This is a genomic window from Paenibacillus chitinolyticus NBRC 15660 (assembly GCF_000739915.1).
Classification (GTDB): domain Bacteria; phylum Bacillota; class Bacilli; order Paenibacillales; family NBRC-103111; genus Paenibacillus_F; species Paenibacillus_F chitinolyticus.
The window spans coordinates 102827-120830 of sequence record NZ_BBJT01000014.1; the positions used below are offsets into that span (position 1 = coordinate 102827).

The following is an 18004-nucleotide window of genomic DNA, read 5'->3' on the forward strand; positions in this document are numbered from 1 at the left end:
AAATTGGGTTTTAAATTATTGTAATTTCTGAGGCTGCCTGCTAAATGATTCACCGGCAGTACTATGATGAATTATGGATAGCATTCCATCTCCTAGACGGATCAAAAGGGTACAGAGTCGGAATAATTTATAACATAACCATTCTTTTTCGACCAGTCCAATAAACCATTCCAAAAGTTTTCGCATGCATCTAATATCTTTTTAGAGTCATAAAGGTGACCCGACATCACTAATTGACAAAGTTTATCAAACCCATCCGGCCTATTTGATAATCCTAATGCTTCCGGCAACACTTGAGCTGATGTCGTAAAGTATCGTTTATGGTGTAATCCTAAAATCATCGCACCGGCAGTTGCTATTTCTATAGCCAAAGCAGGCAAAAATGTTTCAGGTCCTTGAATTTTTATATTCCTCAATTTACCCATATATTCGTACATTTCCTCAACTAATGTTTTACAAATCGCTTCTTTAAAAATTGTGTTATCCACGGAACTTGCTTTTTGTCTTAGCTCTTGGAAAAATCCCTTGGGATCGTAAATCGGGAGTATAGTGAAGAATTGTCCATGAGTAAGCGGCCAATTTTCTTCTACTGTAGTGGCCTCTTCTACAATATTTTCTTTATTATCAAGGTTTACTTCTGCTTTCCAATCACCTGATGTCCATTCGTAGCTAAAGCCGTCTTCTATAGAATTTAAAATACATTTAATTTCAATATCCGAAAATGGACCATCTGTTTTTCTAGCTAAAGAACCATAGATACCAATAGCTTCAACATCTGTACCATATTTTTACATTAGTTGATTCGCTATTATATAGGCGATTTTCATTCTTTCTTCTCTTATAACTTCTCTTGGACCCATCATATACATTTCTCCTTTTTAATAAAAATATCAAATGAGATATATATATAAGGCCAAGGGGGTCCACGGGCTTAACGGGGGATTTTATCTGCTGTCATTAATAACACCTCTCGATGTAATAGTAAAAAACAATTTATTAATTATTAAATAATATTATCTCTGAGAGGAAAAATATGCAACTTTCTTTCCACTCTGCAATTTCAGCCAGTCGTTATTCTTCTTGAAATGATCCATATCCGTAACAAAGTAACTGAAATCGTAGTCCTGAAATTCGTCCGGTGGGATATTTACGTTAGTGAGGAGCCTTCTAGCGTAAAAATTCTGATCTTGTCGTTATCCAGAGCAAATTTCATACCCAGAACCATCATTTCTTCCTTGCTTCTCACATGCATCATCTCTAATACAATTTTATGTATCCATAATTTGTGAATCCATATAATTATAGCTCAATCAAGGAGGATGAAAAAAAAGACACGGGATGACCTTCCGTGTCCTGCAATTCTGTTTAGCCCTATAGATTTTACTCTGTTAAAAGTTAAAGCCGCAGCCCTATCTCAGATGAAGCTCAATCACCGTATCGCTCTCATCCGGAAGCCTGGATCCGGCAAGATTAATGAAGGCGCCGTTCTCAATGTCGGAGTATTCCAGCGCCATCCATGGAACTTCTACCTTAAGTTCGGTCCCATCCCGCAGTAATCTGGCTTTCTCAATCTTGCCCTTCAACCCTTCGAAGTAAATCGGGCCTATCCCCCGGTCATATACATGGGCATACAGCCTGTTCCCGTTCTGGGTGTAGCGGCCCCACTCGGGCTTCGGCAAATCAGCCGCCTTACAGCCATAGATGCTGTCACCGTTCAGTCTCAGCCATTCCCCTACTTCGTCCAGCACCTCCAGTGTCTCCCGGTTGATCTCGCCCTTCGCATCAGGGGCCACGTTAAGCAGCAAGTTCCCGTTCTTGCTGACGCATTCGACCAGGGTACGGATCACCTGCTTGGCTGACTTGTAGTTCTTGTCCGCAGCATGATAACCCCAGTTATCGTTAAGGGTGATACACGCTTCCCAAGGGACAACTTCCCCCTTCTCATCCACGATGCCGCCAGGTGGAATGATCTGCTCCGGGGAGAAGAAATCCCCGGCATATTCCTCGGGTTCTGCCGCCCGGATATTACCGCCCAGGCGGTTATCAATGATGATATCCGGCTGGATGGAACGAATCATCCGAATCAGCTCGGTCGCTCTCCATTTCTCGCCGGTCATATCATCATAGGAGAAATCGAACCACATGATGTCAATCTTGCCGTAGTTCGTGAGCAACTCCTTCACCTGACCATGCATGTAGTCCAGATATCGGTCGAAGTCGATTGGCTTGTTCTTGGCCGCTTCATTGTCCCGATCCGGGTGCGCTTTGTCCCCATATCCCGGGTAATCGTCATGATGCCAGTCGATGATCGAATAATACAGTCCGACCATAATGCCCTCCTCGCGAAAAGCATCCACATATTCACGAACCAGGTCTCGTCCAGCCGGGGTGTTCGTCGCCTTGAAATCCGTCAGCTTACTGTCGAACAGACAGAAGCCGTCGTGGTGCTTGGTCGTCAGCACCGCATACTTTTGTCCTGCAGCCTTGGCGGCCTTCGCCCATTTCTTCGGTTCATACCGGGATGCGTCGAACTCGTCAAAATACACTTGATACTGCTCATAACTCATCCGCTCGTTGCCTCGAATCCATTCTCCCCTGGCGGGAATGGAATATAATCCCCAGTGAATGAACATGCCGAACCGGTCCTGCAAAAACCACCGTGTCCTTTGCTCTCTTGTGCTCATGCGACAATCCTCCGTCTCCTATGAAGTGATTCTAAGTACACACAACGGCTGAAGAGACTACTCCGCGGAACGTTCTTGCGGTCGCTGTTGTCCCCCAGATTTCTGGATTATACCGCTTAGCGGGTGAAATCCGGAACAAAGGCGAACGCTGCGCTTCTTCAGAATCGTTCCGCCCCCTCCGTTACTTAGCATAAAGTTCATTAGTTCCCGCTTAAATCAAGTATGAAACAAAGCCGCGGCTCCGATCAGGCCGACGTCGTCCCGCAATCCCGCAGGCACAATCTCATACGTGCCACGGTATGGCTTCATGACCAGCTTCTCGGTCTCCGCCTTAAGCGCCGGGAACAGCAGGTCGCCTGCCTTGCTTACGCCGCCGCCGATTACAATCCGGTCGGGATTGAATGTATGAATCGCGTTGGCCAAGCCCAGCGCCATGTAATGAACCGCCCGGCTCACCACTTGGGCGGCGATGGGGTCATCCTGACGGTGAGCTTCGAACACATGCTTGGCCGAGATCTCTTCACCGCTTGCAGCCGCTAGTTCTCCAATCACGGACGGGTTGCTCAGCATAAGTTCCAGCGCCGAGTCGCGGATGGCGGTTCCTGAAGCGTACATCTCCCAGCAGCCATTGTTCCCGCAGATGCATGCCGGCCCATCCGGCACAACAATGTTATGGCCCAGCTCCCCGGCAAAGGAATTCGCGCCCAGGAGCAGCTTCCCGTCGAGGACAATGCCCGCACCGATGCCTGTACTGAACGTGATGTATACCATGTTCCCCGAGCCTTTTCCCGCACCCCGGACATACTCGCCCCATGCCGCTGCGTTCGCGTCATTAACGACCTCCACCTCGATGCCAAGTGCGTCTCCCATCCACTTTTTCAGTGGAATGTTGTTCCATTCCGGCAAGTTCGTGCCCTGAAGCACGATACCGTCCTTACTGTTCACGGTCCCAGGCGAGGCCAGACCTACGCCGCATACCGGATGTTCCATGGACACGGAATGAATCATCTCCACCATGCGCTGCACGACTTCTTTTGCTGTGCGGGCATTCGCCGTCTCCATGCGTTCACGGTTCAATATCTCACCGTCAGCATTAAAGAGAGCAGCGGCAATCTTTGTTCCACCAAGGTCAATTCCCACTACATATTTGTCTGTGTTCTGCAAATCAATCACCTATTTTCAGATCTGTATGGATGGGACTTAAGACAACGTTCGCTCTATATTTCAGGCATTTCTTCCCCGCTTTACCCGCTGCCCTGGTTGACTCATGTGTTGTTGAAGCTTTCAGCTTGCTTCATCTGTTTGCCGTTGCTTCATGCAGATTTAGGAATTTCGCACGGACAGCGCTTACAGTTTGCAATACCAAAGCTTGCTGTCTGCCTCCTGGAAATTACGATCTGCTTCATCGGCACTTACAATCATCAACGTAATTACCAGCGCAATCAGCCGGTTCGTCCCATTCTCGGTTGCCTTCCCTGTTCTTGCATGCAATACCTACGCAGTTCCAGATCAAGATCAGGAGTACTGAGCAAGGCTGTCAGCCAATGCCCGCAGCTGCACCGGATCAATCGGTCCAAGACCGGAACGTCCGTAACGGACTGCGGAGCCGAAATGAACTTCTGTAACTCCGGTCTGTTCGATGAAAGACCCGGCCGCTTCCGGAGTCAAGCCGTTCCCGGCAAGAATTCGAAGCGAGCGGCCTTCGGTGGCCTCAACAAGTCTGCGAATAGCAGGCATCGCCTCGGTTGCGGGCTTCAGTCCGCCCGAGGTCAGCACCCGGGTAATTTGCGGGTAGCGCATTAGCGTCTGCAAGCCTGCAAGCTGGTCCTCCAGTTCATCAAAAGCCCGGTGGAAGGTGATCTGCATCCCGTCCGCCCAGGGAAGCAGCACTCCCAGCGCGTTTTCATCAATCAGCCCTTCCGCCGTGAGTGCACCGACTACAATGCCTGCGGCACCAGCCTCGTTAATGGCCTGGATCTCGGCTTTCATCGTCTCCAGATCAAGCTTGCTGTACACAAAGCTGCGGCTGTGCGGCCGGACCATCACATGGACCGGAATCTGCACAGCCCCTACAACCTGGCGGATCAATCCGATGCCCGGCGTCAACCCGCCTTCGGTAACGGCCGTAATCAGCTCCAGCCGATTTGCCCCATTTTCTTCAGCCCTTAACGCATCGTCAATGCAGGTAGCGATGACTTCCAGGATCATAACGAACCCTCCTGTTTCCGGGATTCATTTACGGATACATCCCCTGATACAAACCCTACTGCATCCCTTGCTTCATTCCTTGATGTATTCTCTGACACATCCTCTGATACGTCCTCTGTTGCATTCCTTGCTCCATTCCCCGGTGCCTTTCCCGCGTCACACTTCCGGGCATAATTCACCGCATAATCAGCCAGCAGTCTTGCGCCATACCCTGTCGCTCCCGCCTCTGCGTAACCGACATCCTGCTTGTACTGTACCGTGCCGGCCATATCAATATGGACCCAGTTCATGGATTTGTCGACGAACCGCCGAATAAATAACGCTGCTGTGATGGCGCCAGCCAGCGTAGAGGTGCCCACGTTACGAAGGTCGGCATAATTGCTTCTCAGCTCGGATTCATAATCATCCATAAGCGGCATCGGCCACAGCCGCTCGCCATTATGCTGGCCAATCTGGGCCAGCTCGCGCGTCATATCGGCATCGCCCCATATGCCGGCGATCCCGAGTCCCAGCGCATCCCCGACATTGCCCGTTAGCGTGGCAATGTCGATCGCCTGCGCTGCGCCAAGCCCGGCCGCATGGATCAGTGCGTCTGCCAGCACGAGCCGGCCTTCTCCATCCGTATTTGCAATTTGAACGGTCAAGCCGTTCGGATAAGCAATCACGGATGAAGGTAACGTGGCGCGGGCATCCGGCAGGTTATCGGCCACGGCGATCAGGGCCGTGACCCGAACCTTGGCCTGCTGCCGGACCAGAATGTCCAGCGCGCCGATGACGGCGGCCGCTCCGCCCATATCCATCCGGGCATCGCTGATGTCCCGGCCCGTCTTCGCGTTCATCCCGCCCATATCGAAGGTGATGGCTTTGCCGACCAAGGCCAGCATCGGGGCATCCGGGCAGGCTTCGTACCTCAGCTCGATTAGCGCCGGAGCGTGCTTGCTTCCGGCACCCACTGCCAGCAGGCCGTTCATGCCGCGCTCAGTTAGCTCCTGCCCCCGGTAGACATAAATATTTACCGGCCTGTCTTTGAAGAGATCCTGCGTCCATTCCACAAAAGCATCCGGGTTCAACGTGCCCGGCGTCTCATTCACCCAGTCCCGGGTCAGATTTGTCGCCTCCGCCCGGTGGATGGCCGTCTGAATGACCGAATTCAGCCCGGCCGCGGACAGTTCAGGCCAATCTGCAGACCGCAGATTCAACTTCACACTGCCGCTTATTTTCGTGACATTTTTATACTTATCGAACCGGTATAATCCAAGCAGCCAGCCCTCAATCCAGGCCTGCAGCCACGCGGCCGCTGACTCTATGCTCTCACTGCCTCCAACTCCAACTACCGTGCCCGGATGTCTGAGCAGCGTTGCGCTGCCCCGCCCTTCCTGCAGCAGAGTCCGTGCCGCGGCGCCCCCGGCGCGGCGTACCCGTTCCAGCGTCACGGCACAACGCTCCCCCATTCCGGCGGCGAGCACATCCGCTTCACCTGCAGAACGGGCGTACAGCCAGGTCATGGTGCCCTGCCGCTTGCGCGCTTCATTCAGCGCATAGGGAAACGATTCCCCCGCATATACCGGATGAATGAGAACATCCGCCAGTTCAGTCATATCTAGTGTAATGTGCATGGCGATCCTTTCCTTAGGCATTGTAATAAGCCGCCTAATCAGGCTTCATTATAGAGATGGCAGGCAACCTGATGTCCCGGTTCCACTTCCCGGAACACCGGCTCCTGCTGCCTGCAAATATCCATGCAGGCCGAACAGCGGTTATGAAACCGGCAGCCGGAAGGCGGATCTACCGGACTCGGCAAGTCCCCTTTCAGAATAATGCGCTCCCGCTTCTGATTCGGATCAGGAACCGGCACGGATGACAGCAGCGCCTGCGTATAAGGATGAAGCGGTCGGTCATAGAGCGTATCTTTGTCCGCCGTCTCCACCAGTGTGCCAAGGTACATAACCCCTATGCGGTCGCTAATATGTTCAACGACACTCAGATCATGGGAAATGAACAGATAAGTCAGGCCGTACTCCTCTTGAAGATCCTGCATCAGATTCAGCACCTGGGACTGGATAGATACATCCAGTGCAGAGACCGGTTCATCCGCCACAATCAGGCTCGGACGTACGGACAGCGCCCGGGCAATCCCGATCCGCTGCCGCTGTCCTCCACTGAACTCATGCGCATAACGCTCCGCATGGATGCTGCTGAGGCCAACCGTTTCCAGCAGTTCCTGGGCCAGCTTATCCCGTTCTTTCACACTAAGTTTTGTGTGAATAAGCAGCGGTTCAGCCACCAGCTCCTTCACTTTCATACGTGGATTCAGTGATGCATACGGATCTTGAAAAACCATCTGCATCTCCTTGCGGATCGGGCGCATCTGGTTATCGGAGAAGCTGCTGATGTTCTGTCCGTTGAACCATACTTCACCGCTTGTTGGCTTCAGCAGCCGATTCACAAGCCGCCCGGTCGTGGACTTCCCGCAGCCGCTCTCGCCAACCAGACTGAAGGTCTCCCCTTGGCGGATGGCGAAAGATAGACCGTCCACCGCTCGCAAATACTTGGCCGCGCCGAACCATCCCTTTTTCACGGCAAAAGACTTGCGTAATCCCCTCACTTCAACCAGGGGTGTCTCTATCGTGGACTTGCTCATTGGCGGTCTCCCCCTTCTGGTGTATCCATCTGCGTCAACCAACAGCGGCTTTTGCGGTCCGCTTCCCCTTGAACGGGAAGAAGCTCCGGCTCCTGAAGACACCGCTCCATCGCATACGCACATCGCGGCATGAATTTGCAGCCTGGAGGCATCGCACTTAAGTCAGGCACATTGCCCTGAATGGATTCCAGACGGCGAACCTTCTGGCGCAGCTTGGGAACGGATTGGATCAGGCCTTTGGTGTACGGATGCTGGGGATTTGCGAATAACTCTTGTACCGGAGCCTCCTCCACTACCCGTCCCGCATACATGACGACCACCCGGTCGCACATTTCCGCCACGACTCCGAGATCGTGTGTGATCAGCAGCATGCCCATATCCTGCTCTTCCTTCAAGCGCTTCATCAGGTCCAGAATCTGTGCCTGAATCGTCACATCGAGCGCCGTCGTTGGCTCATCGGCAATGAGCAGCTTCGGGCTGCACGACATCGCCATCGCAATCATTACGCGCTGCCGCATTCCGCCGGACAACTGATGCGGATACTCATCGGCCACATCCTCCGCCCGGGGAATCCCGACCAGCTTCAGCGTATGAATGGCATGCTCCCTCGCACGCTTCCGGCTGTAGCCAAGATGCAGCATGATCGGCTCTTCCAACTGCCGTCCGATTCGCAGCACCGGGTTCAGCGAGGTCATCGGCTCCTGGAAGATCATCGCCAGTTCATTGCCGCGGAACCGCCGCATCTCCTTCTCCTGAATCTGAGTCAGGTCGGTGCCTTCGAACCGGACCGCTCCGCCCGCAATCCTTCCCGGTGTATCTTTGAGCAGGCGCATAATCGACAGAGAGGTCACACTTTTGCCGCAGCCGCTCTCTCCGACCAGTCCCAATACTTCACCTTTATTAATATGAAAACTAATGCCGGACACAGCCATTACGCTTCCGCCATCCCGTCTGAACTCCGTCTTCAATCCTTCCACTTCAAGCAATCGAGTCGTCACGGCCCTGTCCCCCTTTAATTTTTCGTCTTGGGATCGAGCGCATCACGCAGGCCGTCCCCAACCAGGTTGAATGCAAGCACAGCCAGGAAGATCGCTATCCCGGGAAAATACACGATGTGCGGAGCGATACTCAAGTAGTCGCGCCCCATGCTCAGCATCGCGCCCCAGTCCGGTTCCGTCGGCTTCGCACCCATGCCGAGAAAGCTGAGTGAGGATGCCGCCAGAATCGCGCCGCCGATCTTCATCGTCACATTCACGATCACACTGGGCACGGTCTGCGGAAAAATATGCTTCCATATAATGCGCACATTCTTGGCGCCCATTGAGCGGGCAGCTTCCACAAATAAAGTCTCTTTGGCCGATAAGGTGACACTTCGGATAATCCGTGCAAAGGACGGCGTACCGAACACAGCTACGGCAATGACCACATTGGACAGGCCTGGCCCCAGGATCGCCACAATCCCGATGGCCAGCAGCAGATCCGGGAACGAGAACAGCACATCACTGCCCCGCATAATGAGCCGGTCGAGCCAGCCTCCGTAATATCCGCTGAGCAGTCCAAGTACCGTACCCAGTACCGCTGCAATCAGCACAGAACTCAAGCTCACCGCGAGGGTCAACCGCGTTCCGTCGATCAGACGGCTGAGGATATCTCTGCCGTATTCATCCGTCCCGGCCCAGTGTGCAGCCGATGGACCAGCCATCAGCGCATCGTAATCCGGCACATTCGGATCATAAGGTGTAAGATGCGGACCGAAGATCGCTATAATTGCCAGAAAAATAATAAAAATGCCTGATGCAAGCGACGCTCTCTGCTTGCAGAACTTGCTGAAGAACTCCGCTGCACGGCCTTTGGTCGGCTTCGTCACCAGGGTTACACCGGCTCCTGAGGAGTCGGCTCCCATCACCGTTGTATTGTTGTCCATCCTGTTCCCCTCCTAGCTAGACGCATACCTGATTTTCGGGTTCAGCACACCGTACAGCATATCAACGATAAGATTAATAAGTATGAATTGGGTCGCAAACAGCAGTAGCAGCGCTTGAATCACGGTATAATCCCGAAAAGAAATCGAATCCACAAGCAGCCTTCCAAGACCCGGAATACTGAATACCGTCTCCACCATCACGGAGCCGCCCAGCAGGAACCCGAATTGCAGACCCGCCACAGTGACAACCTGAATCAGCGAGTTGCGCAGCGCATGCCGTCCAACCACGATGAACTCTCTAAGCCCTTTCGAACGTCCCGTCCGGATATAATCTTCCCGCATCGTCTCCAGCATGGATGAGCGGGAGAACCGGGCAAGCATGGACATAATTCCCGCTCCAAGTGTGAGGGAAGGCAGGATATAGGACTTCCAGGAATCCACTCCGCCGGTAGGGAACCAGCCGAGCTGTACCGAGAAGATCTGAATCAGCACCAGCCCCAGCCAAAAACCTGGGATCGAGATGCCTGAAATTGCGGTCAGCATGCCCACGTAATCCGGCCACCGGTTCCGGTTAACCGCAGAGACCGTACCGATCAGCAGACCGATGATTAATGCCCAGCCCAAGCTCAAGAACGTTAAAATAAGGGTTGGCATCAATCTGCTCATCAGCATGTCGGATACCGGCAGGCCGGACCGCAGAGAACTGCCCAGATCGCCATGCAGCAGCTTGCCCATATAATGGAAATATTGCTGCCATAGCGGCAGATCCAGCCCGAGTTGTGTCCGTATGCCGTTAATCTCTTCCAGCGTGGCTTCCTTGCCCGCGACAAGCCGGGCCGGATCGCCGGGGATTAAGTGTATGAACATGAAGACCAGCACCGATACGACAAACAGCAGCGGAATGACTCCAAGTAGTCTTTGTAGCGCGTATCTTCCCATCATGTGAGCCCCCTTCATTGAACAAGTACATAAGAGGGGCCGCTCCTCAGCTACAGACAGAAACGGCCCCTTACTTTGCATCAACAACCCCAAGTTATTGCTTGCTTAGTGCTTCTAGCTTCTTACTTTCTGCTTCTAACTTTCTGCTTCTAACTTCCTGCATCTTGCTTTCATCTTCTGCTTCATCTTGTATCTTGTTCCTGCTTCTTGCTCCCTGCTCGTATCCCCGGACTTGTTCGTCCTTAAGTAACGATTACTTCACTTCCACATCACGAACGCTGATGGAGCCGTCCGGTAATACTTTTACGCCGTTCAGGCTGGCTCTCTTGCCAGAAATCACCTGATCCACACCCATGAAGGCCCATGGGGCATCAGCCCAGATTGTTTTTTGAATATCCGCATAAATGGATTTCGCTTTTTCTGGATCGGTCGCCTTGTTGGCATCGGCAATCCATTGATCCACGTTCGGATTCTTATAGTACGCCGTATTGGCTCCTGCCGGAGGGAACATTTCGCTGCTGAACAGACCTCTTGTAGCGCCGTCTGCGTCACCGGAAGACGGGGACCAGCTTACATACCACATTTGGATCTTGGCCTGCTCTGGTGTAGCAGCGGAGTTAATCTGCTCAGACAAGGTACCGCCTTCCATCGACTTCACATCCAGCTTGATGCCAACAAGAGCCAGTTGCTGCTGAATGAACTGCATGCCTTTCATTGTCTCGGAATCATTCTCGCCCCAGATCTCGGCCGTGAAGCCATCAGGATAACCGGCTTCTGCAAGCAGGTTCTTTGCTTTCTTCACATCGTAGTCGTAACCGCTCTGCTGGGAGTAGTACTGCGTCTTGGAAGACATGGTAGAATTCAGCTTCACACCCAGACCAGATTTGACGACTTTGATGTAAGCTTCTTTGTTAATCGCATAGTTAATCGCTTGACGAACCTTCACATCATCGAACGGCTTCTTCATCGTGTTGAGTGTGACGTAACGGACAATTGTGGAATCCGTTTTATCTACCACAATATTGCTGTCCCCCTCTACTTGGGAGACTTGTTCAGTTGGCATCGGATAGATGAAATCCGCTTCCCCTGTCTTCAGCATCGCAATCCGGGAACCGTTCTCCGGTACCGGCTTGAAGGTGATGCTCTCCACCTTCGGCAGATCCTTTTGCCAGTAATCCGGGTTCTTCACCACCACAAGGCGGTCGCCCTGCACCCATTCCTTAAATTTGAAAGAACCTGTACCTACCGGATTTTTACCGATATTCTCGCCCTGCTCCTTCAGTGCTTTAGGGCTTACGATCAGGGCCATCGCCATTTTGTTCAGGAAGGCGTTATACGGTTCGCTTAAGGTGATGACTACGGTTTTGGCATCCGGAGCCTCAACTTTGCTGACTTTGGCGAAGCTCTTGCGCATCTTCAGGTTGTTCTTCTCATCACGGATACGGTCCAGATTCACCTTAACTGCTTCGGCGTTGAAATCCGTACCGTCGTGGAATTTGATGTTCTGCTTCAATGTAAACGTGTATACCAGACCGTCATCACTAATTTTGTAGGAGTCGGCCAGCACTGGAACGACTTTCATGTTCTCGTCGAAGCCCATCAGGCCTTCAACCATGGTTCTTGCTCCGGTAATCGAATGAGTATCGCTCGTGTTGTGAGGGTCCAGTGTAATAAAGTTGGCATTAATGGCAATAACAACATCTTTTTTGTTTTTGGATACGGTCTGAGTACCTTCACTCTTGCCCGTATTCGCACTTTCCTTGCCAGTCTCCGTATTGCCTCCGCAGCCTGCGGCAACTACCGCGAAGATCAGCAGCAGCATTAGTGTGGACCACATTTTCCCTTGAACCTTCATTCGTCTCACTCCTCAAAAGTAGTTAATATAGAATCGCTCCATGTCCGGTATGCTTACTTGTAGGATTGGAGGTTATTCCCTGGATGAAGGCTTCAGTTCGAACACCGCCCGGCGTTCTCCCACTTCCGTTCCCCCGTCATTGACGATGGAATTCGGTACAAGCTTGTATAAGCGGTTAATTGTCTCTTGATTGCTGTAGCCGAGGCGCTCGAGGATCGAAGCGATAATGCACGGCCACACCTGTTCGGAACCGTCGGACACCTTAAGGGAGATTCCGAGTCTTTCGTTTCTCAACCCAATGCCGTACACTCCCTTTGCGCCGCCTTTGGCCGAGAGGTTCGGGTCCTTGAGCAGCTCCGAGCAGACGAACCGGGTATCCGCGATCATATCGGGGTACTCATTCATCAGCCGGGCGATCCGGGCCGCCGCTTCCCGTGTCTCCTTATCTTCAATGAGGTCCGGACAGGCCAGCTTCAGGAAGGAATAGGCGATCTTGTGCAGCGGTAGTGCAAAGATCGGCAGTCCGCAGCCGTCAATCCCTTGCGGGATCGAAGCTTCGGGAACCTCCGCAATATAAGCAAGGGTCTCTACAATCTCCTTCTGAACAGGATGCTCAGGTTCGTAATACGTCCGCTCATCCCAGCCCATATGCTTGCTCAGCGCAATAAGTCCGGTATGCTTGCCCGAGCAGTTATGGAAGATTCTCCGTTTAGGTTCGCGGTCCCGGTGGCGCTCGGCCTTCGCATCTTCATTGAGCGGATACGACTCACAGCAGTGCAGCCCTTCCTCCTTGATGCCTGTCTTCAGAAGCATGGATTCCAGCGCATCAATATGAAAGCGCTCTCCACGATGGGATGCAGCAAACAAGGCCGCCTCCTGTCCGGTGAGTCCGTACACCTCGTCAACTTTTCTTTTCATAACCGGAAGCGCCTGGAACGGCTTGGCAGCCGACCTTAGAAACGTGAGATGTTCAGGGTCGCCTGCCGAATAGAGGATTCGGCCCTTCTCATCCACGATGCTGACCGCTCCGTAATGCACGTTCTCCAGCACACCGCCGCGGTACTCCTCAACTAATGGTGTAAATCTCATCGTTGTCCCCTCCTCCTTAATGTCCAATCCTGCTCTCCCCCGCTTAACTTCTCTGACTTATTCCAATGCAAAAAAACAGTTTTGCGAAATCAGTCCCGAGCCGATGACTACGCCCTGCTCATGCAGTTCAGACTTCAGAATCCGGAAGGCACCCCTGAGGGGCTCCCACACATATTTCGAATAACACAGGTCGACCACCTCATCGAGGATCTCCGGGAATTTGTCGGTCAGTTCTCCGCTAAGGATGACACTGTCCGGGTTGTACATACAGACCACATTGTTAATGGTGATCGCCATGTACATCAGCGCGCGTTCGATCAGATGCAGTGCCCAGCGTTCCCCTGCCTTCTTGGCTTCAAAAAGCTCCTCGATCGAGCGGACCGGCCGGATCTTGTTCGCTTCCGACAGCAATGATTTGATATTGATGTAAGTCTGAAGGCAGCCCGCCTTCCCGCAGTCGCACAGCATGCCGTTCGGATCAATCGTCGTATGGCCGATTTCACCGGCGCTGTTCGTCCTGCCCCGGTAGATCTCCCCTTCCATAATGAACGCCGAACCTACTCCATTCCCGAAACCAAGCAGGACGGTCCGCTGTGAGCCAATCGCCGCGCCCTTCATATGTTCGGCCAGGGCCTTGGCCTTGAGCTCGTTGTCCACCGCCACATCATAACCGGTGATTTCTTTAAGCCGTTCAGCAAGCCGGACATTTCTCCAACCGAGCTGTACGGAGAACATAACTTCTCCCGTGTCATTATCTATAATCCCGGGAAGGCCTACACCAACTCCGATAATCCGCTCACAGTCGATCTCATTGGATTTCGTAAGCTGGTCAATCTCTGTTCCAACGCGTTCCAGCGTAACTTCGGGACTCTCTTCCACTGACCGCGGATATTGGCTCATGGCTATAACATTGCCCTGCAAATCCACAATGCCGATATTCACTTGATGGCGGTCCAGCTCAACGCCTACCGAGAGCACAGCGGCATCTACCATTTCAAGCAGCGTGGACTTCCTGCCGAGCCCGGCAGAGACCTGTTCGGACTCCAGCAGATACCCTTCCTCTGCAAGCTCCGCCACAATGCGGCTTACCGTAGTTGGACTCATCCCGGTCTGCTTGGCAATGGAAGCCCGGGAGATGGGCTGCTGGTGCTTGATGATCTCAAACACCGTCAGCCGATTCTGGCGTTTCATAAAATCCTGGTCATGTTTTTTCACTATTCATTCTCCATTATTTTTACCAATGAATTAATTAATGAGGATTTTGACTGTAAACTGATGTTTTTAACGAATATTCAACGAAAATTCTGTCTATTTTTCTTTATATTCTCCAGTGATATTTATAATAATAGTCATAGCCTTATACGGTGTCAATATAAATAACATGAATTACAAATAAAATTTTTAGAGCAAAATGTAAGCGATTAAATTTAATTGGAATTTTATTTTAATGACCAAAATGATTATTAAGCCGCATATACATAACATGAATATGACATATAAAACTTTTTTAAGGCTTCATAAACGCAAGTAACTAGAATACACACGATCAATTGAACCTTGAATTTAGCTGGATGTTTAAGGAGATATGACTAGTAGGTAAGATTTTTACCACGGAGAAATTAATTGTGAGGTAATGGCATTCTACTGCCGGAAAGCTAGGCGAGAAACTGCGTTGAGAGAAAGTTTTAAGGCTCCCATATGGAAGATCAAGGAAACCTTTATCTTTTCCCCCACATCATCTTAAATGTTTGTGCTTTAGCTTTGAGAGGTAGGACAAAGACCAACATGAAACGGGGAATTGCAGTGCATATGCTAGAAGAATGAGCACCAGCATGGTGATCGCGTCGATATTTGCCGCATATATGTACGTCGTAGTTAAAGTGATTTTGTTTAAGCTTCACAGTCCTGAAATTATTATGGACCAACTGACGGTCAGAGCGAATCTTACTCCTTTCCATGAGATCGTCACTTATTTCAAGCAAGCCACCCTGGACATCTGGGTGAATTTCGCCGGGAACATCCTGATCTTCATGCCCTTCGGCATGCTGCTGCCGCTTCTGTTAAGAGGCATGTCGAATCCTTGGTCCAAGGTGTTCATGCCATCCTTCACTTTTAGTATTCAATAAACACTTCAGTCATCAGTATACGATCATAATAGAACTAAAATAAGCATATCATCTAAGCTATGAAAGCCTTTGACGATATGCTTATTTAATTTCTCAAGGTATCTATGCCGCTTCAATTCGTTCTTTAATCAATTGACTGTTGCTCCGTCGAATCACACGCTGCTCACGTAAAAACCGGTGTAGTACTTTTCTTAGATGGGGCAAACAAAGGCGATTTTCGTTTGTGTACCTGCTACTTCCGTAACAACTGCGTTCAATGATACATATTACCTTTGTCCATATTGAATCCCTCTAACATTCGTACATATTCGATTACCAATACCTTTTAGTGGTTCCACAGTTTTTTACTAGTTCCACACTTTTTTATCACCAGACAACTGCTACTTTCCCGCTTCCACCCTACTCCACCGTCACGCTCTTCGCTAGGTTGCGCGGTTTATCCACATCGTTCCCGCGTGCCAACGACGCATAGTACGAAAGCAGCTGCAGCGGAATCACGGTCAGCGCAGGGGACAGCACATCCAGCGTCCGCGGGATGCTGAACGTCTGGTCCACCGATTTTGCGAACTCGGCGTCTCCTTCGTAAGCAATCCCCAGCACTTTGCCGCCGCGCGCCGTAACTTCCTTGACGTTGCTCACTGTCTTCTCCTGAAGGTCGGATTGCAGTCCCAGGGCAATCACCGGCACGTCATCCTCGATCAGCGCGAGTGTTCCGTGCTTCAGCTCGCCGGCCGGATAAGCTTCGGAGTGAATGTACGAGATCTCCTTCAGCTTAAGCGAGCCTTCCAGTGCTACCGCATAGTCGATCCCGCGGCCGATGAAGAACAAATGCTCCTTCGGAGCAATCTGCTCCGCATAAGCTTGGATCTCTTCGCCGCGCGCCAGAATGCTTTCCACCTGCTCCGGCAGGCTCTGCATAGCCGCCAAAGTGTGGCGGATTTCAGCCGGCTCCACGGTTTCCAGCGTCTGCGCGAGGAACAAACCCAGCAGATAGAACGCCATCAGCTGTGTCGTGTAAGCCTTCGTCGATGCCACGGCAATCTCCGGCCCTGCCCAAGTCACGATCACGTCGTCCGCTTCCCGGGATACGGAGCTGCCGACTACGTTGGTGATCGCCAGCACACGCGCGCCGTTTCTTTTCGCCTCGCGCAGCGCGGCCAGCGTATCCGCCGTTTCGCCGGATTGGCTCACGACAATGACCAGCGTTTCCGGGGTGATGATCGGCGACCGGTAACGGTACTCCGAAGCCACATCCGTTTCAACCGGGATGCGCGCCAGCTTTTCGATGACGCTTTTACCGACAAGCCCGGCATGATACGCCGTTCCGCAGGCTACGATCTGGATATTCCGAATATTCCGAATTTGGTCGGCCGTCATCGAAATTTCATCCAGAATCACGCTGTCGCCCGCTTCGGAAATACGGCTGCCGATCGTGTCGCGGTAAGCTTTCGGCTGGTCATAAATTTCCTTCATCATGAAGTGATCGAAGCCCGCTTTTTCAGCCGTTACCAGGTCCCAGTCCACACGGAACATTTCCCGAGAAATAAAATTCCCCTCGATTGTCATCAATTCGACACCGTCCCGCGTAAGCAGCGCCATTTCGCCATCGTTCAGAATGTACACATTGCGTGTATATTCCAGAATCGCCGGAATGTCCGAGCCGATGAAGTTCTCTCCCTCGCCTACCCCGATGATCAACGGACTGGCCAGACGCACGGCCACCAGCCGGTCCGGTTCATACTCCGTCAGCACGCCGAGAGCAAAAGCGCCCCGCATCTGTTTAACCGCCTGCTGAACCGCTTTGACGATATCTCCCTCATACAGTTCGGCAATCAAATGCGAGATCACTTCCGTATCCGTCTCCGAAACGAATGTGTGCCCTTTAGCGATCAGCTCTTCTTTCAGCGTCATATAATTCTCGATAATCCCGTTGTGAACAACCGAGAATTTCATCGAATTGTCCGTGTGCGGGTGCGAATTCTCATCCGAAGGCTTGCCGTGAGTCGCCCAGCGCGTATGACCGATTCCTACCGTTCCGTTCAACGGCGCATCGCTAAGCTGCGATTCCAGCACCGCCAGACGGCCTTTCGACTTCTTGATTTGAAGCCCTCCCTCCGTATAAACGGCTACTCCTGCCGAATCGTACCCGCGATACTCCAGCTTTTTCAATCCCTCGATCAACACTTCCTGAGAATCACGTTTACCGATATATCCAACGATTCCGCACATACAAAATACCCCCATTATTTGAGCTCCATGACCCGCTCCGCATCCTGCGAATAACGTTCATAGGCTGTTTGTCAAAGATCGGCGGAACACTGAATAGAGTCATACTCCGGGATTCAAACTCCTGCCGTCTGCCTTGCCTATTTATTTGCGATTCCTTATCTCGTCGAAAAGAATGAGTGCACGTAACCGGAACACCAAAACCATCTCAGCCGTTCTTACACCTTGATGTCCGATTAGGTTAGCTAGAGCAAGTCAATTGATACGATACGTATCAAAACTTATCTTTTACAAGTGTCTCTATAACACCCG

The 18004-nt window shown here is 51.8% G+C and carries 14 protein-coding genes and 1 pseudogene; 1 reads left to right on the forward strand and 14 read right to left on the reverse strand.

Translation table 11 applies throughout. The annotated features are described in order from the left end of the window. Nucleotides 1–101: 101 nt before the first annotated feature. The 13 genes and pseudogenes from PCH01S_RS25265 to PCH01S_RS25320 form a co-directional block, all read right to left on the reverse strand. Nucleotides 102–863: pseudogene (locus PCH01S_RS25265) on the reverse strand (ANT(4')-I family aminoglycoside nucleotidyltransferase). A gap of 150 nt (nucleotides 864–1013) precedes the next feature. Then, entirely contained in the window at nucleotides 1014–1145 is a 132-nt protein-coding gene (locus tag PCH01S_RS31780; protein ID WP_268630289.1) for an aminoglycoside 6-adenylyltransferase, read from the reverse strand. Nucleotides 1146–1409: 264 nt separating this feature from the next. Then, the gene (locus PCH01S_RS25270; protein ID WP_042234408.1) at nucleotides 1410–2684 is read right to left on the reverse strand and encodes an alpha-L-fucosidase; all 1275 of its coding nucleotides are present in this window, start codon (nucleotides 2682–2684) and stop codon (nucleotides 1410–1412) included. Between the two features lie 216 nt (nucleotides 2685–2900). Beyond that, complete coding sequence (locus PCH01S_RS25275; RefSeq protein ID WP_042234410.1) at nucleotides 2901–3857, reverse strand: ROK family protein; 957 nt, start codon at nucleotides 3855–3857, stop codon at nucleotides 2901–2903. Nucleotides 3858–4199: 342 nt separating this feature from the next. Beyond that, nucleotides 4200–4892 carry a copper homeostasis protein CutC gene (locus PCH01S_RS25280; protein WP_042234412.1) on the reverse strand — a complete coding sequence of 231 codons (693 nt, stop codon included), beginning with the start codon at nucleotides 4890–4892 and terminating at the stop codon, nucleotides 4200–4202. Beyond that, a complete protein-coding gene (locus tag PCH01S_RS25285; protein ID WP_241688755.1) occupies nucleotides 4889–6529 on the reverse strand; it encodes a leucyl aminopeptidase family protein in 1641 nt (546 codons plus the stop codon). The genes PCH01S_RS25280 and PCH01S_RS25285 overlap by 4 nt, the downstream gene beginning before the upstream one ends. Nucleotides 6530–6546: 17 nt before the next feature. Continuing rightward, entirely contained in the window at nucleotides 6547–7533 is a 987-nt protein-coding gene (locus PCH01S_RS25290; RefSeq protein WP_042234414.1) for an ABC transporter ATP-binding protein, read from the reverse strand. Continuing rightward, the gene (locus PCH01S_RS25295) at nucleotides 7530–8531 is read right to left on the reverse strand and encodes an ABC transporter ATP-binding protein (RefSeq protein WP_042234416.1); all 1002 of its coding nucleotides are present in this window, start codon (nucleotides 8529–8531) and stop codon (nucleotides 7530–7532) included. The genes PCH01S_RS25290 and PCH01S_RS25295 overlap by 4 nt, the downstream gene beginning before the upstream one ends. 14 nt (nucleotides 8532–8545) lie before the next feature. After that, nucleotides 8546–9457, reverse strand: a complete 912-nt coding sequence (locus PCH01S_RS25300; RefSeq protein ID WP_042234418.1) for an ABC transporter permease — start codon at nucleotides 9455–9457, stop codon at nucleotides 8546–8548. 12 nt (nucleotides 9458–9469) lie between these two features. Next, nucleotides 9470–10396, reverse strand: a complete 927-nt coding sequence (locus PCH01S_RS25305; RefSeq protein ID WP_042234421.1) for an ABC transporter permease subunit — start codon at nucleotides 10394–10396, stop codon at nucleotides 9470–9472. A 253-nt stretch (nucleotides 10397–10649) separates the two neighbouring features. After that, the gene (locus PCH01S_RS25310) at nucleotides 10650–12251 is read right to left on the reverse strand and encodes a glutathione ABC transporter substrate-binding protein (protein ID WP_042234424.1); all 1602 of its coding nucleotides are present in this window, start codon (nucleotides 12249–12251) and stop codon (nucleotides 10650–10652) included. A 72-nt stretch (nucleotides 12252–12323) separates the two neighbouring features. After that, complete coding sequence (locus tag PCH01S_RS25315) at nucleotides 12324–13340, reverse strand: asparaginase (RefSeq protein ID WP_042234427.1); 1017 nt, start codon at nucleotides 13338–13340, stop codon at nucleotides 12324–12326. Nucleotides 13341–13397: 57 nt separating this feature from the next. Continuing rightward, on the reverse strand, nucleotides 13398–14555 hold the full coding sequence (locus PCH01S_RS25320; protein ID WP_042234429.1) for an ROK family transcriptional regulator: 1158 nt from the start codon (nucleotides 14553–14555) through the stop codon (nucleotides 13398–13400). A gap of 605 nt (nucleotides 14556–15160) precedes the next feature. Between PCH01S_RS25320 and PCH01S_RS25325 the strand changes: the two genes are divergently transcribed. After that, entirely contained in the window at nucleotides 15161–15466 is a 306-nt protein-coding gene (locus PCH01S_RS25325; protein WP_084706677.1) for a VanZ family protein, read from the forward strand. A 399-nt stretch (nucleotides 15467–15865) separates the two neighbouring features. On the opposite strand, the gene glmS is transcribed toward PCH01S_RS25325, so the two are convergent. Next, the gene (glmS, locus tag PCH01S_RS25330; RefSeq protein WP_042234436.1) at nucleotides 15866–17695 is read right to left on the reverse strand and encodes a glutamine--fructose-6-phosphate transaminase (isomerizing); all 1830 of its coding nucleotides are present in this window, start codon (nucleotides 17693–17695) and stop codon (nucleotides 15866–15868) included. Nucleotides 17696–18004: the final 309 nt, after the last annotated feature.